At 58.5% G+C, this 20,905-nt stretch carries 32 protein-coding genes; 1 reads left to right on the top strand and 31 read right to left on the bottom strand.

All coding sequences use genetic code 11. From position 1 onward, the window contains the following. Positions 1-5 precede the first annotated feature (5 nt). Entirely contained in the window at positions 6-2,159 is a 2,154-nt protein-coding gene (locus BLL38_RS22085; RefSeq protein ID WP_076964344.1) for a lipase family protein, read from the top strand. Between the two features lie 9 nt (positions 2,160-2,168). On the opposite strand, the gene codA is transcribed toward BLL38_RS22085, so the two are convergent. From codA to BLL38_RS21935, 31 genes are all read right to left on the bottom strand, one after another. Further along, positions 2,169-3,404, bottom strand: coding sequence for a cytosine deaminase (gene codA / locus BLL38_RS22080; protein WP_076964343.1), 1,236 nt, complete (start codon positions 3,402-3,404; stop codon positions 2,169-2,171). 103 nt (positions 3,405-3,507) lie between these two features. Next, positions 3,508-4,776: a cytosine permease gene (codB, locus tag BLL38_RS22075; RefSeq protein ID WP_076964342.1), complete on the bottom strand. Its 1,269-nt coding sequence runs from the start codon at positions 4,774-4,776 to the stop codon at positions 3,508-3,510. A gap of 164 nt (positions 4,777-4,940) precedes the next feature. Next, positions 4,941-5,564, bottom strand: a complete 624-nt coding sequence (locus BLL38_RS22070; RefSeq protein ID WP_076964341.1) for an NUDIX hydrolase — start codon at positions 5,562-5,564, stop codon at positions 4,941-4,943. A gap of 64 nt (positions 5,565-5,628) precedes the next feature. Then, the gene (locus BLL38_RS22065) at positions 5,629-5,826 is read right to left on the bottom strand and encodes a helix-turn-helix transcriptional regulator (RefSeq protein WP_032857469.1); all 198 of its coding nucleotides are present in this window, start codon (positions 5,824-5,826) and stop codon (positions 5,629-5,631) included. Then, entirely contained in the window at positions 5,823-6,197 is a 375-nt protein-coding gene (locus tag BLL38_RS22060; RefSeq protein WP_076964340.1) for a hypothetical protein, read from the bottom strand. Before BLL38_RS22060 ends, BLL38_RS22065 begins: the two co-directional genes overlap by 4 nt. 123 nt (positions 6,198-6,320) lie before the next feature. After that, complete coding sequence (queD, locus tag BLL38_RS22055; protein WP_003173033.1) at positions 6,321-6,677, bottom strand: 6-carboxytetrahydropterin synthase QueD; 357 nt, start codon at positions 6,675-6,677, stop codon at positions 6,321-6,323. A gap of 63 nt (positions 6,678-6,740) precedes the next feature. Next, on the bottom strand, positions 6,741-6,953 hold the full coding sequence (locus BLL38_RS22050; protein WP_060772666.1) for a helix-turn-helix transcriptional regulator: 213 nt from the start codon (positions 6,951-6,953) through the stop codon (positions 6,741-6,743). Then, a complete protein-coding gene (locus BLL38_RS22045; RefSeq protein ID WP_076964339.1) occupies positions 6,950-7,177 on the bottom strand; it encodes a hypothetical protein in 228 nt (75 codons plus the stop codon). Before BLL38_RS22045 ends, BLL38_RS22050 begins: the two co-directional genes overlap by 4 nt. Positions 7,178-7,213: 36 nt before the next feature. Next, positions 7,214-7,768: a hypothetical protein gene (locus BLL38_RS31270; RefSeq protein WP_207303161.1), complete on the bottom strand. Its 555-nt coding sequence runs from the start codon at positions 7,766-7,768 to the stop codon at positions 7,214-7,216. Between the two features lie 49 nt (positions 7,769-7,817). Next, positions 7,818-7,997: a hypothetical protein gene (locus BLL38_RS22035; protein ID WP_076964338.1), complete on the bottom strand. Its 180-nt coding sequence runs from the start codon at positions 7,995-7,997 to the stop codon at positions 7,818-7,820. Beyond that, complete coding sequence (locus BLL38_RS22030; RefSeq protein ID WP_076964337.1) at positions 7,994-8,188, bottom strand: hypothetical protein; 195 nt, start codon at positions 8,186-8,188, stop codon at positions 7,994-7,996. Before BLL38_RS22030 ends, BLL38_RS22035 begins: the two co-directional genes overlap by 4 nt. A gap of 49 nt (positions 8,189-8,237) precedes the next feature. Beyond that, positions 8,238-8,699, bottom strand: a complete 462-nt coding sequence (locus BLL38_RS22025) for a hypothetical protein (protein WP_076964336.1) — start codon at positions 8,697-8,699, stop codon at positions 8,238-8,240. Further along, a complete protein-coding gene (locus tag BLL38_RS22020; RefSeq protein WP_242627631.1) occupies positions 8,696-9,238 on the bottom strand; it encodes a hypothetical protein in 543 nt (180 codons plus the stop codon). The genes BLL38_RS22025 and BLL38_RS22020 overlap by 4 nt, the downstream gene beginning before the upstream one ends. Before the next feature lie 86 nt (positions 9,239-9,324). Beyond that, on the bottom strand, positions 9,325-9,807 hold the full coding sequence (locus BLL38_RS22015) for a hypothetical protein (RefSeq protein WP_076964335.1): 483 nt from the start codon (positions 9,805-9,807) through the stop codon (positions 9,325-9,327). Beyond that, on the bottom strand, positions 9,804-10,226 hold the full coding sequence (locus BLL38_RS22010) for a hypothetical protein (RefSeq protein ID WP_076964334.1): 423 nt from the start codon (positions 10,224-10,226) through the stop codon (positions 9,804-9,806). Before BLL38_RS22010 ends, BLL38_RS22015 begins: the two co-directional genes overlap by 4 nt. A gap of 100 nt (positions 10,227-10,326) precedes the next feature. After that, on the bottom strand, positions 10,327-10,647 hold the full coding sequence (locus tag BLL38_RS22005; protein ID WP_038440756.1) for a hypothetical protein: 321 nt from the start codon (positions 10,645-10,647) through the stop codon (positions 10,327-10,329). Then, entirely contained in the window at positions 10,640-11,146 is a 507-nt protein-coding gene (locus BLL38_RS22000; protein ID WP_038440759.1) for a hypothetical protein, read from the bottom strand. Before BLL38_RS22000 ends, BLL38_RS22005 begins: the two co-directional genes overlap by 8 nt. A 191-nt stretch (positions 11,147-11,337) precedes the next feature. Beyond that, positions 11,338-12,972, bottom strand: a complete 1,635-nt coding sequence (locus BLL38_RS21995) for a class I SAM-dependent methyltransferase (RefSeq protein ID WP_038440761.1) — start codon at positions 12,970-12,972, stop codon at positions 11,338-11,340. Between the two features lie 58 nt (positions 12,973-13,030). Continuing rightward, the gene (locus BLL38_RS21990; RefSeq protein ID WP_038440762.1) at positions 13,031-13,342 is read right to left on the bottom strand and encodes a hypothetical protein; all 312 of its coding nucleotides are present in this window, start codon (positions 13,340-13,342) and stop codon (positions 13,031-13,033) included. Positions 13,343-13,411: 69 nt separating this feature from the next. After that, positions 13,412-13,882 (bottom strand): hypothetical protein, encoded by a 471-nt coding sequence (locus tag BLL38_RS21985; protein WP_038440764.1) that lies wholly within the window; start codon positions 13,880-13,882, stop codon positions 13,412-13,414. Beyond that, positions 13,879-14,121 carry a hypothetical protein gene (locus tag BLL38_RS21980; RefSeq protein ID WP_038440766.1) on the bottom strand — a complete coding sequence of 81 codons (243 nt, stop codon included), beginning with the start codon at positions 14,119-14,121 and terminating at the stop codon, positions 13,879-13,881. Before BLL38_RS21980 ends, BLL38_RS21985 begins: the two co-directional genes overlap by 4 nt. Further along, positions 14,118-14,762 (bottom strand): lambda exonuclease family protein, encoded by a 645-nt coding sequence (locus BLL38_RS21975; RefSeq protein WP_038440767.1) that lies wholly within the window; start codon positions 14,760-14,762, stop codon positions 14,118-14,120. Before BLL38_RS21975 ends, BLL38_RS21980 begins: the two co-directional genes overlap by 4 nt. After that, on the bottom strand, positions 14,759-15,679 hold the full coding sequence (locus BLL38_RS21970) for a hypothetical protein (RefSeq protein ID WP_038440768.1): 921 nt from the start codon (positions 15,677-15,679) through the stop codon (positions 14,759-14,761). The genes BLL38_RS21975 and BLL38_RS21970 overlap by 4 nt, the downstream gene beginning before the upstream one ends. A gap of 7 nt (positions 15,680-15,686) precedes the next feature. Beyond that, positions 15,687-16,883 carry a coiled-coil domain-containing protein gene (locus BLL38_RS21965; protein WP_038440769.1) on the bottom strand — a complete coding sequence of 399 codons (1,197 nt, stop codon included), beginning with the start codon at positions 16,881-16,883 and terminating at the stop codon, positions 15,687-15,689. A gap of 451 nt (positions 16,884-17,334) precedes the next feature. Then, positions 17,335-17,802, bottom strand: coding sequence for a hypothetical protein (locus BLL38_RS21960; protein ID WP_076964333.1), 468 nt, complete (start codon positions 17,800-17,802; stop codon positions 17,335-17,337). After that, positions 17,799-17,936, bottom strand: coding sequence for a hypothetical protein (locus BLL38_RS31145; protein ID WP_162843711.1), 138 nt, complete (start codon positions 17,934-17,936; stop codon positions 17,799-17,801). The genes BLL38_RS21960 and BLL38_RS31145 overlap by 4 nt, the downstream gene beginning before the upstream one ends. After that, positions 17,933-18,124 (bottom strand): hypothetical protein, encoded by a 192-nt coding sequence (locus tag BLL38_RS21955; RefSeq protein WP_047274360.1) that lies wholly within the window; start codon positions 18,122-18,124, stop codon positions 17,933-17,935. Before BLL38_RS21955 ends, BLL38_RS31145 begins: the two co-directional genes overlap by 4 nt. Next, positions 18,121-18,558 (bottom strand): hypothetical protein, encoded by a 438-nt coding sequence (locus tag BLL38_RS21950; protein ID WP_076964332.1) that lies wholly within the window; start codon positions 18,556-18,558, stop codon positions 18,121-18,123. Before BLL38_RS21950 ends, BLL38_RS21955 begins: the two co-directional genes overlap by 4 nt. A gap of 21 nt (positions 18,559-18,579) precedes the next feature. Then, complete coding sequence (locus BLL38_RS21945) at positions 18,580-18,840, bottom strand: hypothetical protein (protein WP_076964331.1); 261 nt, start codon at positions 18,838-18,840, stop codon at positions 18,580-18,582. A gap of 21 nt (positions 18,841-18,861) precedes the next feature. Beyond that, positions 18,862-19,161, bottom strand: a complete 300-nt coding sequence (locus BLL38_RS21940) for a hypothetical protein (RefSeq protein WP_076964330.1) — start codon at positions 19,159-19,161, stop codon at positions 18,862-18,864. 448 nt (positions 19,162-19,609) lie between these two features. Then, positions 19,610-20,011: a hypothetical protein gene (locus tag BLL38_RS21935; protein ID WP_076964329.1), complete on the bottom strand. Its 402-nt coding sequence runs from the start codon at positions 20,009-20,011 to the stop codon at positions 19,610-19,612. Between the last annotated feature and the right edge of the window lie 894 nt (positions 20,012-20,905).

The raw sequence follows: 20,905 nt of genomic DNA, 5'->3' as shown, positions 1-20,905 counted from the left end.
CAGCTATGGATTTTGAAGCATGGAAGAAGCCGTTTTTCAGCGAAAAAATGCCTGTTTGTCCGTTACGGGGAGGCTGGCTGAGTTTTGCCCTGGTTGATGAAACAGGCGATGGGAAAGCCTATGCAGGGCTTGCCTACTCGGTCTTGGACAGCCAGGGGCAGCAACACGTTGGGCACTTGGATGGTGATGGTTATGTGAAGCTGGATAACCCGTACAGAGGCCCCCAGGTTCTGACTTTCGCTGCGCTCCATGAGGCATCTGGAAGTGACTATTACGGAGTGTTACAAGCACGAAGTCACTACCCTTTGCCCATTACAGAGCTGCAATTTCGAGCTGAACAGACACGCTTTGTTCGCAGTGACGGCCAGCGTGTCGAGACCAACCCGGCTCAGCAGCAAGTCAATCGATTCTACCAGGTCGAAGTCCGCGACCTGGTCCGCCATGTCGCCCATTTGCCGCCTCCGGCGCCCCGGTCCCACGGCCCCCAGCGACATGCCCTGCAAATGATGGCTGACCTTGGGTTTGGTCCACCCCAGCCCGGGTTGTGGGGCGTCGTGCTGTTCCCCAACCAGCATACGGTGCTGCAAGTGCGGCCCTTGCGCGCACTGCGCCCGATGTTGTCCACCGAGGACGGGTTCTGTGCCATGAACCTGTACCAACTGGCATTGATGGCGACTTTGAGTTACTGCCGTTTTGGCCAGGAACCGGCCAGCCACCCGCAAGATGAGGTCCACTTTCCCCGGGAGCCCAGCATCGGCCATCTGTTTGCTGAAAAGCTCTCGGGGTATCAGCAGGCCTGGCGGGTCGACGCCGAGCAAGTGCAGCGCTTTTACCCGTTGTATGAGGAGGTCCCGTACTCCCGGCGCTTCGAGATCCTGCCCTTTGATCCTGACGTGTATCCGCAGAACAGTCCGACGCTGGAGGCCAGGCAGGAGTATCCGGCGCGCCTGCATTTTTTCGATGATGAAGAGCAGGGGACCGATACCCAGGCCTTTATCTGCCATCACGACGAAGTGGTGCTGATTGCCGTGCGGGGGACGGCCAGTGCCGCGGATGGCCTGCGTGACGCGAATGCCCACCAGGTGCCTTTTGCCGACGGCCTTGGCAAAGCCCATGAAGGTTTTTACCAGGCTTACCGCGCCATGCGTGACTTCGTATTGCGTTATCTGGATCAGTTCTACATCGGCCAACGTATCGTGATATGTGGCCACAGCCTGGGTGGGGCAATCGCCTTGTTGCTGGCTGAGGGATTGCGCCGTGTCAAGGATGCCAACTACAACGTCCTCCTTTACACCTATGGCGCCCCGCGCGCCGCCGATGCCGAATTTACAGGCGGTGCCGCGGCCCTGGTGCATCACCGGATCGTCAACCATAACGACCCGGTCCCCAGCGTTCCCACAACGTGGATGAACACCACGGCCAAGCTCTGGGTTCCGGGGGCTGTGGCCTTGTTCAGCGCGCCCACGCCGGGAGGCCTGTTGTTTGCTGCGGGTCTGGTGCGTATCGGGGGCCAGCCTTATCAGCATCACGGCGAGCAACAGCACTTCATGCCGATCACCCTGGCGGACGGGACGCATTCCTCGGTGCTGTGGAAGCCCGGATGTGAGTCGGTGCAGGAGGCAGAGTGCAATCGCGCCTTGCGCCTGCATGGTGACATGCCCGAGCGTGACAACCTGCTCAAGCAACTGTTCCAGGCCAGCCAGCACGCCATGGTCGTCAGCTACGTGCCGGCGGCGTGGGCCACCTTGCGCCGCTGGCAGCAGACACTGGATAACCGCGGCTCCCTGGTGACGGCGCGGGAGTACGCACTGATCGATCGCGCGCTGAGCACTATGCGTGAACAACTGCAGGACAAGCGACTTGAACTCCACCGCCTCAGCCCGGCGAACGGGCGTGGTCATGAGCAGCACGATGCCTTGAGCGCTGAAATCGATCGCCTGCAAACCAGTCGCCAGCGCCTGGAGAGCCTGCGCTGGCGCCGCTTGGAAGTGCGTGATGTATACGGCAGCTACGCTTCCAGTGCGCACTTGCAACCCAGCCTCGAGCGTTGGTTCGGTCACCGGGAAAACCGTGAGTTGTCCCAACTGGCAAGTATCCCGCCGGCCTTCCAGGCAGACCGGGGGAGGGGCAAACCACTGGACCTGGACTCGATCGTTTAAGCCAGCGCTTTACACAAAAGTCACCTGCGCAGGCTGGCGCTTCATCAACACTTGGCCGTTGCGGATCGAGTACAGCGCCAGGCCCTGGCTGCGAATCATTTCATAGTCGCTGTTTGCCGACAGGATCAGCAGGTTGGCCGGGCGCCCGGGCTCCAGCCCGTAGCGGTCGCCCAGGGCCATGGCTTTGGCGCTGTTGTCGGTAACCAGGTCCAAGGCTTTTTGCAGGTTGCTGTAGCCGAGCATATGGCAGATATGCAGCCCGGCTTCGAGTACCCGCAGGATATTGCCGTTGCCCAGGGGGTACCAGGGATCGACGATGGAGTCCTGGCCGAAGCAGACGTTCATGCCGGCCTCCAACAGTTCGTGGACCCGGGTCACACCCCGGCGCTTGGGGAAATTGTCGAAACGGCCCTGCAAGTGAATGCTTTCGGTGGGGCAGGATACAAAGCTGATGCCCGAATGCCCCAGCAGGCGGAACAGCTTGGCGCAGTAGGCATTGTCGTAGGAACCCATGGCCGTGGTGTGACTGGCGGTGACCCGGCTACCCATGTCGCGGCTGCGGGCTTCTTCGGCCAGCACTTCCAGAAAGCGCGAGTGCGGGTCGTCGGTTTCATCGCAATGCACATCGACCAGGCAACCCGTGCGCTCGGCCAGGTCCATCAGGAACTTGACCGAGCTGACCCCCTGGTCGCGGGTGTACTCGAAGTGAGGAATACCGCCCACCACATCGGCGCCGAGGCGAATAGCTTCTTCCATCAGTTCACGGCCATTGCGGTAGGACTCGATGCCTTCCTGGGGAAATGCCACGATCTGCAGGTCGATCAGGTGGCTGCTCTCCTGGCGCACTTCGAGCATGGCCTTGAGCGCGGTCAAGTCCGGGTCGGTGACGTCCACATGGGTGCGCACATGCTGGATGCCGTGGGCCGCCAGGGCCTGGATGGTCTGTTTGGCGCGGGTCTTGGTGTCTGCCTGGGTAATGGTGGCCTTGCGCTCGCCCCAGCATTCGATCCCTTCAAACAGCGTGCCGCTCATGTTCCAGCGCGGTTCGCCGGCGGTCAGGGTGGCGTCGAGGTGGATATGGGGTTCGACAAACGGCGGCACCACCAGGTTGCCGGCGGCGTCCAGGTCGTCCGGCCCCAGGATCGGGGCGGCGGTTTGTGGCGTGATACTGGCGATCCGGCCGTGTTCCAGGTGCAGATCATGCAGGCCTTCACGGTTGCGCAGGCGGGCATTGATGATATGCATGGGCAAGTTCCTCTTGGGCAAAAAGCAATCAGGCAGACAGCCGCCAGATCATCGGCGCGATGCCGATGTCCAGGCGGTCATTGTTGTGTCGGGGCGCTCAGGCTCATGCCTGGATGTCAGCCAATGGTACGCGCACCCGCAGGACGGCGGTAAGCGCGATGTAAGTGGCGGATGCAGCGACGATCCCTACCAAGGGCGCGACCCACGGCGAACTGAAGGCCAGCACCGTACCGACGGCATAGGCCATCAGCCCCGGCCAGTTGAAGGCTGGCAAGCGCACATCCGCCAGCCGTGGATAGTGACCGCGATAGCGATAGAAAAAGTCGGCCATGATCACCCCGCCAATCGGTGGAATCACGGTGCCCAGCAGTATCAGGTAGGGCACCAGCATGTCGTACATGCCCAGCAAGGCGAGCAGGGTGCCAATCACGGCGCCGACCAGGGTCACGGTCTTGCGGCGCTTGGTGCGCAGCAGGTTGCAGCCGGCGACGGCGAAGTTATAAATGGTGTTGTCCTGGGTGCTCCAGATATTGAGCAGCAGCATGGCCATTGCCGCCATGGCGAACCCTTGCAGTAGCAAGACTTCCACCACATCCGGTTGTTGATAGACGATGGCGCCATAGGCCCCGATCAGCACCATCAGGCCGTTGCCGATAAAAAAGCCGATCAGGCTGGCCAGCACCGCCACCTTGGCCGAGCGGGAAAACCGTGTCCAGTTGGTGGCCTGGGTGGCCCCGCTGACAAAGGTGCCGAATACCAGGGTAATGGCCGTGGACAGATCCAGTTCCGCGCTGGGTACCACCGCGAGCAAGCCTTCAAGCCCGCCAATGTGTACGGTGGCTACCCACATTGACAGCAACAGCAGCAGGCCCATGGCCGGTACTGCAATGTAAGAGAGAATCTCCAGCCCCCGATAACCCACGTAGGCCGTGGCGCAAAACACCAGGCCGAACAGCACCATCAGTGCCAGCACGTTGCCCTGGTTCAACTCGAAATATTTGCCCAGCACCACGGCCGCCGTAGCAGTGCCCCAGGCGTACCAGCCAATCTGGGTGAACCCCAGGATCAGGTCACTCAACTTGCTACCGACTTCGCCAAAGCAGAAACGCCCCATCAGCACCGAGTTCAAGCCGCTCTTGAAGGCGATGTAACCCAGGCCTGCGGCGTAGATACCCAACAGCAGGTTACCCAGGGCCACGACAGCGAGCATCTGGGTAAAGCTGAAGGCCACCCCCAGCTTGCCGCCGGCGAACATGGTCGCGGTAAAAAAGGTGAAGCCCAGCAACACCATGGCCGTGGAGCCAAGGCCCTTGCGTGCATGCATGGGCACCTCGCTGAGAGGGTAATCGTTGCCCGGTTCGTTGTGCGTCATGTGCCGTTCCCCTGTGAGTGACACCGGGGCTGTTGCAGTGCGCGTGCCAACTGCGTGGCGGTGATGCGCACGTGGGGGCGCTGTGCAGGTTGCACAGCAGGGATGGCCGCTCAGGCGCGAAAGCGGTGCAGCGGTGAGACAAATTGGATCACCGGGCCAGGGTGTCAGTCGAACAGGGTCTGGGTGATTTCCCCGCGGTGAAAGGCGAAGGCGGCTTCAAGATCACTCTCGATGGTGCGCCCGCGTGACAGGGGAGGCAGGTCGTCGAGGCGGAAGAAGCCGACATCGGTGGTCTCCAACCCGGCCATGGGGGCGGCCTGATCAGTCCGGTCACAGAGGAAGTACAGCTTGTAGAAATCCCTTACATCGGGTGTGTACAGACCTTTGGCCTTGTGAGTAATGCTGTACAGCGTTTGTGCGGTGACTGTCAGCCCGGCTTCTTCGTGAATTTCCTTGATCACGTTCTCGGCAGCAGATAAACCGACATCCGCAAACCCGCCGGGGAGCGCCCAGCAACCGTCCGTTGCTTCGCGCACCAGCAGGATCCGATCGCCCTCGATCACTGCGCCTCTCACGTCAATCAGTGGGGTTGAGTAGCGTTGGGCAAAGTCTGAGACCAGGCCGGTAATACTTTCCAGAGGCACGTTACCCAACTGCGCGAGCATCGAGTGGGCGATCTGGGCGATCTCCTCAAGGTGCTCACGGTCGAATTCGTTCTTGCAAAAGTGCAGTGCTGTGGAGGCCAATGCCTGCAGGCGCTTGGCCTGAGCCAGCCAGGTGGATTCCATAGTTCAGTTCCTTGAGTTGCGGCGAAGTCTGGTTTTAATCGCTGTGATCCTCGAACGCAAACCCTTACGCCGAGGGCGCCTCAAAAATCGCCTCGATCGGCCGTTCAAACAGCCTGGCTATTTTGAAGGCCAACGGCAGGCTGGGGTCGTAGCGGCCAGTCTCGATGGCGTTGACGGTCTGGCGCGACACTTCAAGTTGTGCCGCCAGATCCGCCTGGGACCAGCCTCGCTCGGTGCGCAATTCGCGCATCAGGTTGTTCATCGATAACGCCTTGCACCGATCACCGTGGCTATTGCCCAGATACCGCCCATGATGGGCCATACAAAAAACATCGACAGGCGTGGCAGGCCGGCGGTTTCCAGGAAGCCATAACTGAAGGTGATCAGCGCCGTGCAGATAAATGCAATGCCCAGGGCTTCCAATTGAATCTTACGGCCCATCTCATCCATTCGCCCTAATTGACGGATCGCCACCAAGGCCATGGCGACGAGGGGAATGACCGGGACCAGGGCGAGGGCGATTTTCCCTGCGCCCTCGGGGGTGTCGGCCAGAAAGTAGGTACTGACAAGCACGGCAACCACATAGGCGGCCAGGGCGATGAAGAATTCCACCAAATAACGTTTGATCGGCATGCGTGCGTTCCGTAAGTAAAGGGAGCTTTACATTACGAGGGCAAATATCGGGTGTCAAGCTTGCTTTACATTCTGCGGGCTCCGACAATTCACACACGTGAGCCGTGCAATCAATTCCAGGAATTACTCGCCGCGATAAATACAACCACTGGTGCAGGTCTCATGGATACGAATGGCGCTGAGTTCCGGCAACAACGGCTTCAACTCATTCCAGATCCACTTGGCCAGTACTTCACTGGTGGGGTTTTCCAGGCCGGGGATGTCGTTGAGGTAATTGTGGTCGAGGCGCTCGTAGAGCGGCTTGAAAATCGCCTTGATCTCCGAAAAGTCACGGATCCAGCCGGTATGCGGATCGAGGTCGCCGCTCAGGTGGATGGCCACCTTGAAGGAGTGACCATGCAGGCGCCCGCATTTATGGCCATCAGGAACGTGGGGCAAGCGGTGGGCGGACTCGAATGTGAACTCTTTGAAAATTTCCACGGTATGACCTGTAAGGCTTGATTTTGGCGGGGTGTATGAGGGTTTCGGTTGCTGGTGTACTTATCAATGTACTGATTGGTCTTCGCTGGGGGTTGTTGCAGCCATCCATTCAGCAATGACTGACTGGCGCCAGGCGACCGAGTTTGGGCCTATTCTAACCTGTTTTGGGAAGGTGCCCTCCCTGATCCTTCTATAAACAGTATTGCGGCCCAGGCCGGTTGTGTGAAGCACCTCATCGAGGCGTAGGAAGCGATCAATGTTTTCTGCTCTGTTCATGACTCTCTCCTTGCGCCCGCTGTAGGCCGCGCTGTCTTGATGATGTGGATGATGAAACCGAAGGTGAGCAGCATCCAGGCGATGGTGCCGGCGAATGCTGCGATCAGGTGTTGGTCGGTACCGGTGGAGAGCAGCTCCGGCACCTGCCAGAAAAACCAGAACGTGGACCCCGCCACGTACAACACGATGGCCGTCAGGAGCAGGGTGAGTTTCGTTGCGTACATGGGGTGTCCTTGCCGCGCTGGGCGGCAGAAGGTGAGTTATAAGCGGATTCGGAAAACGCCAGGCTCTTCGTAGTTGCCGATTGCCTGCTCCATGAGGGCGTAGGTTTTCGGTGCGTTTTTGGCCTTGCACCAATCCATGCCGGCCTCGTCGACGAAGGTTTGGCTGATCTCTGCCCAGTTGGCTGCCAGACCAGCCCATGCAGGACTGCGCGATTTCATTTCCGGCATGCGCTCTTTCCACTCTGGTATTAGATCCAGCAGCAAGAGGCAGCGATTGAGGTCGTCAGGGTCATGTGGGTGATTCCAGCGGTCCTTGTCAGCATTACCTGTCATGTGGCAGTAGATCGCCTTTGCGGACATGCCTACGCGGCCATTCAGGATCCATGCCTGGGCTCGTTCCGCCACTGTCGTGTCAGATCCCGGCATGGACGTGTCGTATCCCACTGGGCACCCAGCCGATTCAAGCGCTTTGACACACGCGTCTTCGAAGCCTTTCTGCTTAACCTTTCCCTGCATCAGCAGATTCATAACCGGGACGATTGCGTCCAGTTGGCGCTGATTCAGGATGTGGCCTTTCAATTCTACGGACATGGGAATACCTCGCCCGCCGCTCACCGGCAGGCATGTAGGGGGATTGGGGTTAGGGGTAGTTCTTGCTGATGCGCTGGGCGATGGCTTCGAGCTTTTCGGCCATGCTCCACATGTCGTTGTTGTCGCGGCGGGATACCACTGCCGCGCGCTGGACGTTGCGATCTATCAGGATCTTGGCGGCCAGCTGGATCAGCCAAGCCTCGGCTTTACGCCGGAAGAACCGCTTCACGACTTCACCGCTGCGTGCCACTTTTCTTTGTACTCAGCGATGAAGTCCGCCGGGAATTGCGATACCCAGTTGCAGTAGGGGCACTTGAACTGTTCGCCCGTCCAATTGGTGCGCTGCATGCTGCAATGACCGTTGCCGCAGTACGGGGTGTAGCCGGGACGAGTCATCAAGTTTTCGCGAACTATGCTCATGGCCTGGGCCCCTTGTAGATGAAGACGTAGGCGAACCAGAGGGGGGCGATCATGGCGTCACCGCCTGATTTCCGAAGCGCTCCAGCAGTTCCTGTTCGAGCTGGGCGGCCAGGTCGTCGTAATTATCGAGGCGCATAGTCCGCATGCGCTTGTTGATCTGATCAAAGCCTGACGGCACACCGTGGTCTTTCCACCAGTTGCGGGCAAAATGAAACACCTCCATGGCTGCCTCCGTGCAGAACTCATAACCGTTACCCGAGGGGCCGCGCCACTGTAGGTTGTCACCGCCAATCAGCGCTTTGAGACGCCGTGCAAGTTGTCCATTACTCAGTTGGATGCCAAGGTTTCCTCGGCTGATCATGCTCTGGTATTGCGCGTAGTGACGGTCTTGGTCGCTTTCACCTGTGAGGCCCTTGGAGCCGCCCACGTAGTTGGTGATAACGCCACGGGCTGTTCGTTTAACCTGCGCGCGCCAGATGGCCTGCAGGATTTCTGCGTCGGTAACTTTCATGGTTTCACCTGCGGGCTTTCCTCGGCTACCTGGCAAGAGCCGCAGCCATCGCCGCATGCGCCGCAGAACTCTCTGCCAGCAGCTACCGCGCTGACCTCGCGCTGCATGCCTGGGGCGCGGCGGGCCCATTGGACATATGGGCCGTCCTCGGTATCGAAGATCCCCATCAAGAACCACTCAGGGCCGGGCGATTCAGGGTTCCAGGCGGTACACGCGGCATCCTCATCCGGAAGATCGTAGGTCTCGTCGCCCGAGTGCCAGCCTTTCAGTTCCAGTCCCTGTTCCTTGACCCAAGCAATGTAGGGCGCCGGGTCTTCGCCTTCGCCAAAGCTCGGAATGTTCGGGTGATACCACCAGCCGTCCGCATCGCGCTTGACCTCGGCCGGCCCGAAAGGCTTGTTCCCGCTGTGCTCTCCGCACAGAGTTACGAAGTGCACGTCCGAATACTCGCCGCCGCCACTGCTGAACCTCGACTTGCAGCCGCAAGCTGCCGACGCGCCATTGACGAAAGCAATCTCTACAGCGTCTGTAGTTTCCATTGGGCGATACCTGTCCTTGCCGCTATAGCGGCTGACTTTGAAGGGGGAGGGGTTACAGGTTTTGCGGGTGGAGTACGGATGTACTCCTATGTTTCTGGCGCTACCGATTTCATCTCGGATGCAGCGTTCAGGCGCCAATTGACCGGGTCTTTCATGTAGTGGCAGAGCATCCAGTGGATCACTGCCGCCTGTTCGTGCTCGGCCTTTTCTGGAATTGATCGGCCCAGGCGGCGCAGGCCCTGGGCATAGTGGATGCACTGGAAGCACATTAATCCAAAGATCCAGCGCAACTCGGCAGTAAGCTCAGGGATCACCGGCACCGCCGCCGCCACCTCACCCCGACACACCGCCAGCCGCTCAACCGGATCGAGCGCGCCGTAATTGATGGGGGGCGGCGCTACTGGGGCGGGATGCTCGGCGTAGAGCACGCGACATTCATATTCTTCAGGATCTAAGCAGCACGCGGTGTATCGAAGAAGATCTACGTCAGACCATCCGTTTACTCCGTCGCTAACCTGATACACCGGCTCACCACGCGGCACGCCGCCAATCGTTTGGTTGGTGGTCATGGCTTGGTTACCTGATTCGCAAGAAATTTAGCGCGGGCGTAAAGTCCGTCAGGGATGTCCTTTGCCTGCTTAAGAATTTGCAGGGTCACTTCTGCAAGGCCTGAATCGGCTGGCGGCGCCAAGTAAAGAGCTGCGCCATCAGGCAATGAACTTGCCTCATAAAGCGTTGCAACTCTTGGCGCGCCAACCAGCCAGGTTTTAGCAATGACAGTACCGACCTGATCTTTAAGGCCCTTGGCACGCCGCTCAAGCAGACTCCACACAGGCTCGTATTCCGGCCAATCCGCCTCAACCACCACCGCCTTCACGGTCGGGATGCCTTCGCCGAATATGCAGTTCTTCAGGTATTGAATTTGGCTTTCGGTCAATTGGTTGTGCTTGATGACCGTGTAACGAATTTCTCTTTTGAACTCACGCATAAATCACCTCAGCAAATCAGTTGTGCCAGTGCCAGCAGGCACCAGCAGTAGGCGGGGAGTTGGGCGCGCATCACAGGTTCTCCATGCATTCGCCGTTGCATCAGCGAACAAAATATGCAGAGCAAACAGGGTCGATTTCGTGGTATGTTTCTGCCGTCTGCAAGTCATGTGTTACCTGGCCAGGTTGTGCTGCAAACGCACCTGGCTTTCTTTTGCGCAGCGTCTCCATAAAGCGAAACCTTTCTGCCAGGGAGCGCACCCTGAGCATTGCCTTGGTCGCCTTGCTCACATCACCCCAAGCCCCAAGCCACATTGAGCCGCTGGGCATTCGCTTTGCGCTGCCCGCGTCTTTGAGCATCATTGAAACAGCAATTGCCAGATGCTTTTCCGCTTCATCAAGGTGCTTAGAAATATCACTCATCGCCACCACCCTCTACTGGTTTGTACAGCTTGGCCGTGCAGCCAATCAGGTCCGGGTAGCCGCCAGGTTTGCCCATGCGGTGAGCGCCATTCACAACTGGAATACCAGCCTGGCAGCCATCACACTGGTTGAGCTGTCCCTCTGCTGGCTTGAGTGCGGCGTCGATCTCCAGCCACACATACACGTCGTGCGCCACGTCATTGGTGAATGGGTGGGCCTTGCGCAACAACTCCACACGCGCGTCAGCTGCGGTCAGGCGATGTTGAAGGTCGATAACCTGGCCCTTGTAGGTATTTCGCTGCCCTACGGCAACCTGCAATCGCTGCAATTGCTTCTGAAATTTTCTCTTTCCTCTTTCAGCATTAACTATCAACTTGGCCTCACGCCCCAGCGCCGCGTCACGCTCGGCGGTTACCCGGTCGAAATCGGACGCCAGAACAAATCCGCCGTAGTCATTTTCCTCAGCCAATTCTGCATAAAACCGCTTCACTTCACTCATGACCCACCTCCAAATAATCAGAAATCACAACCGACGGCCTCTGTAGGCAACCGGCATAAACACAAATTGCCTCGGGCATCTTGAATGACCGTCCACTCAGCATTGGTCAGTCGAGCCATTAGCTCGCTGAATCGGTATTGGCGGATCATGGGGTTCTCCAGGCGCTGCTAGGCGGCGCATCAGAGTTGGATTTACATGGATGAGGCGGCGAGGATCACAACTGACACGCTGGTGCCGGCGAATTCGTTGTTGTAGATCTGTGACCATTCATGCTTCAGGCCTGGCAGCACGTCTTTGCCTTTCGCGCTGGCCGGCAAAACTGCGACTAACCTTCCACCGAGCTTGAGCATGGATGCTGCACGCTCAATGTGAGCCTGCCAGCGACCTTCGCTGTATGGCGGGTTCATAACGATACGGTCGTACTTTCCGGCGATCTGCCATTTCAGGAAATCGGCGCACTCGACGTAGTAGCCCTTGGCTTTCAATACTTCGCAGTGAAGCTCGCTGATTTCAACGCAAACGGTTTTGGCTTTCGGCATCAGGTCGGCAAGTCCACCCATGCCGGCGCTAGGCTCAAGGCAGTTGTGATCAGGATCGATGTGTGCCAGCTCCACCGCGGCTTCCGCAACGGTTTCAGGTGTCGGGTAGAACTGGTGAGCCCTCTGGTCGGGAATACAACCGCTCGAGATAATTTCGTCCAAAGCTGAGCGCGGGTTGAAGTCGAACTCGAACCAAGAGTGCCCGACGGCTGTGCGCTTAACTCCGCCGATCATAGCTAGTACCTTCTCCGCTTCTGCCTGGGTGATCGCGCTGTGTCTGTCATAGGCAAACTGCAGGGCGTTGACGTTATCTGTCAGCGGCTCGCGCGGCGGGCTCCAACGATCTACCTGCACCGGCTTGCAAGGCTGCTGCTTCATCCCTGCCAGTGCATTGACTACGGTGAAGGGCAAAGGGCGGCCAACCATCTGGAACTCTTTGGTTCTGCGCGCAGGTTTCGTGCGGAAGCTGGCAGGAATGGCGGAAGGGTAGATGCTGGCCAATACAGAATTTAGGCGCCAGGCCATCTCCGGGTGAATCTCAATGTGCGCTGTGCCTTTCTTGTAAAGCCGGATCTTCATTGCGTGACCATCGACCGAATGCCACTGGCCGGTGTTTCGGCGCAGAATCTCCAGAAGTGGTCCTGTGCTGTTGTGCCCAGGCTCATCCCGACCCATGAACTTTGCAATGATGCAACGCAAGTCATTCAGATAACCCGCACGGTCGTGGTCCACAGTGTCGTAGTAGGTCAGCATACGGGCGACGATCATTCGCTTACCGAAAGCCGAGGGTGAGTTCGTTACGTGCTCGCCTGAAAGCGCCTGGAATATCCCGTCTACCCGTTCAGCAAAGAACTTAGCTCGGGCTGCAAGCAATTCGCTCAGTGTTGCCCGCACCGTGCTTTCTTCAAAGTCTGGTGCTTTGTGCTCGCGAATCTGCTCGTTCCATTCGTTGCGGCGCTTTTGAGGCATTGCGTCGTAAACATCTGTCAGAGCCAGGGCTTCGCCCCAATATGACGAGTTGAGCGATGCTATCGCGCCTGGAAGCTGGAATAAGCGTTCTACCGATATTGTTCCGTGTCTCCCGTTGTCGCCATTGCCGTCGAGAAAGTAGTTCAGCGCACCAGCTTTCCCGCCAGCTATCACGAAATCATGAAGCGCTTCGATGTTCCTCCGGGCTGAGTCGTAGCGACCCAGCAGGCCGTCAATTGCATCGCCAGCCATCGGCGCGAAGAACTCAGCGACATCCTCGACAATCTCCCCGTATGCCGGGGTAGCTATTGCGTGCATGGATTATCTCCAGTCAGGCGCCGCCCTCCGCGTTACCGGATGCAGCGAGTAGGGTGGGTTATTCGTCTACACAGATGCGCAGTGCTTCGCGGTTGTAGGCGAGCTGCAGTTTTGCCGACACGTTTTCACTGATGGTTATTTCGTGTCGCGGCGGTGAGAGAAACTGAGCCGATCCAGCCGGGCCCAGGCCGTGCAGGTGGTGAATCATCAAGGTCATGGCCTCGCCCTGTTCCTCGATGCCGTGCCAGGCCATCAGGTCAGCCAAGGCTTGGCGGGTGCCGGCCATGGTGTGGAGTCGCAATTCTTCCTCGCCGCGAGTCTTTCGCCTCGCCGCAGTCTTTGCTGATCGTTCTTTCTGCGCGGCAGCCATGGCCTACCTCTTCTATTCCGCTGGCCGGCAGTGCGAGCCAGGTTTGACGTTTGCGTTGCTGGGTGCGGGCTATGCGGCGCATGAATCGACCTTTACCTGATGCCAGGCGCCGACGGCTTCAAAGATCCGCGCGGCGTGCGCCTCATCCAGCGAAATCGATTCGGGTATGGCGATCCAGCCCGAAGCCACCATCTGGCTTTTATTGGCCTCAGCGCGCAGCTTCATGTAGCAATGCTCAATCACGTCTTCCAGGTGGTCGGAGAGGTAGACGCCATCGGGCGCAACCTCCACTGACTTGCTGTAGCGGTCGCCGCGGGTGTCGATGCAGAGCGCGCTGAGGTAGATCGTCCATCGGTGGGGGATACCGCAGACGGCCTGGCCAATCTTTCCCGGCGCGATGTTCTTCAGCGATTTGTAGTTGATCATGCCCTGGCGCCCGCTGGGGTCGATGTTGACCACTGCGACGTGGTTGGCGGCCAGCAGCGAGCGGCACGACCGCGCGATTCGCGCCTGCAGGTTATGCGCCTTGCGCTTGCTCATAATGCCTCCGCGAGTTTGCGCAGCGCGTTACGCTCGGCCCAGGTGATGGGCGGCTTGCGGCGCTTGAGAATGGTTGCCGGGTCGATGAATTCCGAACGCTTTGCCGGGTCTGGATTGATCGCCGGACTATCGCCGATGGTGAGTTTTCCGCCAGCGGCAAGGTGCCGTTGTACCTGACTGGAAAGCTCCAGCGCTTTCTCGCGCCGGAACTCGATGTCTGATTTCAGGTTACTGATCATGCTGCTTTGCTCCGCAGTTTCTCCTCGTATCCGTCCACCAGCAGCTTGAACTCCCAAAGCTCCTCTTCAAGCTTGTCGATGTAGTTGTCGTCGCGCTTGAATTCCTGCCACCACAACTGTCGTCCGACCGATTCAAGGGCAGGGCAGTACATCCCGATGTGCCACCACTTGCGACCGGTGATCCACATGCACCCCTGTACCTGGTCCATGATCTCACTGGCGTCATTGTCGATGTGGAACGACCGAAGTTTTTCAGGGGCAAGGAAGCACTTGTACTCCGAGCCGCCATCTTCGCCGATGAAGCCATCTGCACTGGCGCCAAATGCGCCGTCGTCGGTTTTGACCAGTCCGACCTGGGTGATAATCAAGCCGGTTTGAGCTTCATGCTCCATGCGGGCCTGTGGTTCGAGTTCATGCCCGCGGCGCATTTGCCAGGTCTCAAAACCGCCATCAAGGGGCTTGCCGCTGATCCGCTCCACAGCCAGTCGGAATGCATAATCCTGGGCCTTGGCGGTTGGTTCGCCCTTGTTCGGGCCTGACTTCAGTTTGGCTCGAGCATCGCCAAACATGCTGGCGGTGATAACTCCGGCTCGCTCCTGGTGCCACTCTTCCGACCCCTGCGCGCAATTCACGATGATCATTCTGGGACCTCCTCAAATTCAACTTCTTCGTCGGCTGGTGGTTCGGGCTGCTGGTCTGCGACGTCCTCGCTTTCCGGCTTGGCCTCTTCGGCGGCCTTGAGCTTCACTCCGCACGCCACCACCGCAGCCTTGAACAGGTCGTAGGCTGTTGTGTCCTTGGCGTCATTGATGACAGCCACCCCGGCCTTCCAAACTTCTGTCAGCGCGTCGGGCGTGATTGCAGCTTCGGCCTGTGTAATCCAGTGAGCGGACAGGGCAGGATCATGGGGGACTTGTGCGGCCTTCTGGCTTTGCGTCTGAGCCTGAGCCTGCTCCTGTGGCCGCAGCTCCTCGGGTAGATCTTCGATGTCCTGCGTGAAGATGTCCGATGCCGCAGTGACGTTGAGCGTCATGGCGATCATGGCCCGCTTGCAGGCCATCTTGAGGATGGTGTTGGCCAGGTCTGCTGGTTCGGTGCGGATCTGGTCGGCCGTATTGCCGTTTTTGTAATATTTCTTCCGGCGCAGATTCTCCGGAGTGGCGTCCAATTCCGCTTTGCAGATGACGCCGCGCCACTTGTACTTCTCTTCGCTGGACGAGCATTCGCCTACGCCTTCGCCGAGAGCAACACCGGTCATCTGGTGACGACCAACACAAGTGACCCGGTAGCGCGCTACACCTGGGCCGGAAAGATCTTCAATTCGGTATTCCTGCGCAACCCGGAAGGTCACACAAAGCACTTCAGCACCCGGCTTGTATAGGGTTGGTTTCTGGGTGCCTGGGATGGTGCCGTAGTGCGTTTCCCGCTTCATGATGCCCTGCATCACTTCCTGCACCAGGTTAACGCGCTGGCGAATCTCTACGGCCGAGAAACGGTGAACCTCGGCAGCAGTAAGGCCGGCGCTTTCGCGTGCCGGCATTTGAATGATCTCGTTCATGACGACCTCAGTAAGTGATGGCGATGGCTGGAATCTTGCGCTGAGCAATCAAGGTGACTGCCTGTTTCGCGCACTCCACGGGCATACCGCCGGCGATAAATGCGTCCAGCGCGGCGCGGTTGATCTTTGCTTTGTGCGCCTTGTCCGCTTCCCGCGCGGCGGCTTGGCGGTTGATCTCGTCGGCAGCGGCATTTGCCCGGGCGATCTCTGCGAGTCTCGCTCGCTCAGCGGCTTCAGCTTGGCGGCGCTCCGAGTCAATGCGCTCTTGTTCTGCACGCTGCTCAGCAGCTACTCGATCTGCTTCGGCCTGAGCCATCGCTTGCTTATGTCGCTGCTCGTCTTCGATCTTCTGTTGCGCGGCGCGCTGCTCCGATTCGATCTTGTCCCGCGCTGCCTGGGCGGCGGCGCGCTCCGATTGCTCAGCAGCCAGCTTCAACTCCAGCTCGCGGCGATCAGCGGCGGCTTTTGCTTCGGCTTCACGCTTGGCGGCGGCATCACGCTCTGCCTGTGCACGCTGCTCGGCTTCGCGGCGGGCACGATCCTCTGCTTCACGGGCGATCTGGGCGTCGCGCTCGCGCTGGGCCTGCGCTTCTGTTTCGGCGCGCAGCCTGACCAGTTCCGCCTGTTCGGTTTCATATTTCTGGCGGGCGGCGAGGGTGGTGCGCAACTTGTCCAGAACCTGATCCTTGGTGCGGGCAGCATCAGCCTCGAACTCTTCCCAGTGCTCGCCCATCTTCACCGCCTCAACCGAGGCGATAGACTCAAGAAGTTGCGCGGCGGTGACGTCCGACAGATCCAAGGCAAAATCCGCAATTGCCTGTACGGCATCGACGTGCCGATCCTTGCGAGCCTGCTCGGCGGCTTCCCAGTCAGTCAGCGGCTTGCGAACTTCCTCTTGCCACGTGCTCAGCAGCTCACGAACGCGCTTGCGCTCGGCGTCGATCTTTTTCGGTACATCCTTCAGTTCTGCGACGAGCTCTTTGCCCAGGCTGTCGAGTTTCGTTTTTGATCCCGCCAGGCTGTAAGCAATCGAGCGATACGCGTCTTGGCCCTTTTTGGTTTTCACGTCAGGTGCCGAGGCGTTGAACTTGTCGATTTCTTCACGGACGCTCTGAAGGTATGGGTCCAGGCCGTTAGGGGCGCTGAATACTGCCAGGGCTACTTCTTTGGCTGGCAGGATCGCCAGTTGTTGTTCTGCGGACATGGGGAATCCTTGCCGCGATGCTCGCAGCGATTGAAGGTTTGGGGTTTATTCGGTTATCAGGCCGCCGATAGCGGGGCCCAGGAACAGGACGGCGTAGAAGATCAGGCCGGTGATGAAGAAGGCCCAGCGGATGGCGCGGCGCCTGTGCCGCTGGTGGGCGGTCATGGGTTTAGCCTTTTTACTTCGTCGAGGCAGGCGTTCCAGCCAGCCAGATAACCGTATTCTGATGCGGGGTTATAACTGTAGTGAGGACCGCTTTCGACAGACACCCGAGCGGGCAGAGCTGCGTCACCGGATCGCCTGTTCCAGAATTCTACTGGTGCGCCAACGTTGCATGGATTGCATTCAGCGAATGGCCAGGGTTGGCCGTGGTTATCCACGTAATCTGCAGGAACATAGCGCGGCTCTTTTCCGCAAAATGGGCAATTCAGCAATTCTTGCTTCTCGCTAATCACTTGAAAACCTCCCCGCATTCAGGGCAGCCGATCTTGTTCGCCTCACTGTGGGCGCACTCTTCACTGCTATCTTTGATTTCTGCAACGCTTCGACCCAGCCAGTCTCCGATCCGGCGCATCAACCTGAATTCCTCAGGGCTACGCCCGACGCCGTCATCGAACCACTCAAGTACTTCTTCGAGCAGCGCAGAAGCGTTTCTTGCATCAGACTCGGCGTTGTAAAGTGGATCGTTGAATTCCGCACTCTCCATGTGATCATCACTGGGCTGGGCAGCTGGATTTTCTTCTGGTCTGTATCGAAGGTTGCCAGAATCGTCCAAATACCAGCCATCACCCGAAGAAGACGCATCCATCATGGCGCGCAGCTCTTCCTTTGCCAGTCGGTACCGCGTATCGCTCGGATGAATTGAAACAAGGGTTTCAAGCAGCTCACGCGACACGCCGTCAATCGTTTGGTTGGTCATACTGACACCTTGCAAGTCCAGCGGCCCGCACACTTGCAAGGCTGCTCGATCCATTTCACTTCGGCCAAAAGCAAGAAGCCTCGATTTCTCAAGGCTTCCACGATTCCTGTAAATGATCCGGCGATGATGGTCATGACACCTCCTTGCGCCGGGCAACAATCTTGTTGAGGCGCCCGCAGTAGTGGTTGAATTCGGCGATGGTGATGCGATCGTCTAGCATCATTTCGCTCAGCGTTTTCTGGATCATCACCGACCAGCTGACCGGTGTTTGGCTATCTTCAAGGGTCTCAAGCTCTTCGCCGATCAGTACGTGAGGGCTCATAGATCACCATCCACATCGTCTTCACGCTCTTCCCGTTCTGCTGCAACAGCGTCGGCGGCGTATGGCTTCAGAAGCTCCATGGCGATGCGCTCGGCGGCTTCTATGGGACGCTGCTGGCCGATCAGGTCGGCGGCGTGTGTCCTGGCATCGCTCTGACTTCCAAGGATTGCCGAAAGGAACAGTCGGGCGAGTGAGTCGCGCTCATCCAGTCCGTCTATTTGGCGCTGATTCAGGATGCCTTGCAGATAGGTGCAGTACCGGTCGAAGGTCACGACCTGCGGACGGCCAAAGCGCCGCTTCCACTTGATGTCCATGCCGCACACCAACTGCTCGGCCGAGTGTTCCAGCCATTCCTGTTCCGGGTTCGCCTCGCTGATATCTGGAGGCAACTGAGCGTCGTAACGCTCCTGGCATATCTTCAATGCTGCGTTCATAGTCGCCTCCAGGGTGGCGGGTTAGTCGTAGTAGTCCTGATCGGCCAGGTACTCGGAATGCTCGCTTACAAGCCATTCCTCCATTGAGGCGATCTCGGATTCAGTCATGAAGCTGGTGTCGTCTTTCGATTCCCACTCGATTTCGCAGTGCCCGTGATACTCATCGGGATCAGCGGCTTGCGAACTGAAATTTCCTTTCCGGGCCGAGAAAGAGACAACGGTCAGGTTGACGGCAATATCCTCACCATCCTTGACCGTCCAATATTCGTAAGTGCGGGCCATGGCGACCTCCAGTGTTTGGGGTTAGGCGGTGTGCAGGAAGGCACGAGAAGCGAGCATTGCGTCCGCCATCTTGTAAGCGGCCTTGGCCGTTTGATGCTCGGCGTCGTCAAGGCCGAAAAGGCATGGCGCTGCAGCGGTGGAGATAAGTGCCTGCATAGCCTTGGCCGCGAAATAATCACGAACGGTTACGCCGTACTCGCGTCCAGACTGGTGGTCAGGCGCTGAAGGGAAGGCCGCTGCTCGGCCTGCCTCAAGCGCCTCGTCGTATGCGAGCTGAGCGCCTTCGATCTGGCGATCCATTTGAGCTGCCATGTATTCCATTTCTGATTCCTCAGTGGTTGGTTCACCTGTATTCGTCAGCCCTCATTCCTCCCGCTGGTTGCCGATGGGCGCGGGGGGAGGAGTGCTGACGGGTAGAGGCGCGTAAAAAAGCCCAGTCGGAACCGGGCTTTTCCCCCTTTACGTACAAGCCTGCCGGGCGCATGTGGCGTCGGGCAGCTATTGGCTAGTCCATGATGGTCACCCTCCGTTGTTCGCTCACTGGGAAGGCAGTGGCCACCGTTTTCAAGGGGTGTTGCATGCAGGTGGGCGGTTATAGGCCGCGATTTCTTCCGCATCGGGGTGTGATCTGACCCAATCCGTCGATCCGCCATCGAGGGCGAACCTCCGTCGCAACCAGATCACGCTCCGATGCAGCCTCTCCCTATACGAGTCTCCCCAAGGAAAGGATCGGGCCAATTTTCGTCTGGCTGACGTGCAAGGAGAGGGTTCAGCGGCGCCAAGCGCTTTCGAGCTGCTGTTTGAGCGACTCGACTTCGTTTTCAAGCTGCTTGACTCGGGCACCGACGATTTCAGGGCCCATCAGATCGCACAGAGGCTTAACCATGGCATCCCAGCTAGTGAAGCTGATGTGGTGCTCGGCTTGGTAGTCATCGCTTACCTTCACCATCGAACCGCCGAGCTTTTCGAATTTCCCGGCGATCAAGTTTTTGATGACGCCAGTTACCCGGTGACCGATATTCGAATCGGTATCGGTCACCACGTGTGGCAAGTAATCGCAGTAGAGGTCGCCCATGATCCCGTCGATCACTTCTTTGGCCTGGGCCTTTAGCTGATTCATCGCTTGAACCAACAGCTCTTCGCGTAATTCTTCGTTCGATTTGATGTCCATGGCTTGCTCCAGTTGATAGGGCTTCCAAATACCTCCAGGGGGACTAGAGGCATTTGTGAAACCAGATGGCAGACCTGAAACAGCAGGGCGCCATCTGTGAGCCCAGGCCCGCTACTGGCGACGGCCTGGGTTTATTGCGTCAGCGGTGTGGCCCGTTGCCCGCTGCTGATTGCAGGGCTGGCCGTTCGTCTTCGTAGGTTGGCGGTGAGCTTCCTCCCCAGGGCTTCAATCAGCATCTGTTCGCCTTGGATCACAGGTCCCTACAACATGCACGCTGCAGCTCGTTTGCCCGGCTAGGTGGGCAGGGTGCATGAGGTCCGGCGGTCCCAGCCGAAGCTATCGGGCCCGCTAATTCTTGAATTCGGTGTCTCTCCCTTCTGCCGCTTGGATTCGCGGGGCGCATTGCTTGCCGGGTCACTCACTCGGTTCTGGCGTTTCACCATCGAGCAGCCGTACAAGGTTTTCCCTGTCGTTGGCAGGCTTTCGGGCCTGTCTGCTCGCCGGTCGCCGGTAGAGGCAATGCGGTCTGTTGTTTGTTGCGCTGGCTGTTAAAGAGCGGTTCGGCGTCTGCCTGGCATCGCTGCCTGTGTTGCGGCGAGTCCCTGTTGGGTGACTCGATGGAGTAAATATGAACTACAGGTTCACATTTAGTCAAGTACCAAAAGTACATAAATTTTTGTTGGTTCATTTTCGAGTTCATAAAACGCTGCTTGACGGGTATTTACGACGAACCAAAGGTTCGCTATATTCACTTTCGCCAACTGTATGTGCGGATTCCATGATCATCCGGACACCCATTCCACCGACATCCGGACACTAATTCCACAAGCATCCGGACACCGATTCCACGGCCATCCGGACACCTTCAGGCAGGCAGCAACGCAGGACTATTCA

Origin of the sequence: Pseudomonas gessardii, from assembly GCF_001983165.1 — a bacterium.
GTDB classification, from domain to species: Bacteria; Pseudomonadota; Gammaproteobacteria; order Pseudomonadales; family Pseudomonadaceae; genus Aquipseudomonas; species Aquipseudomonas gessardii.
Note: the sequence above shows the minus strand (reverse complement) of the source record. Positions and strands in the feature narration are given on the sequence as shown.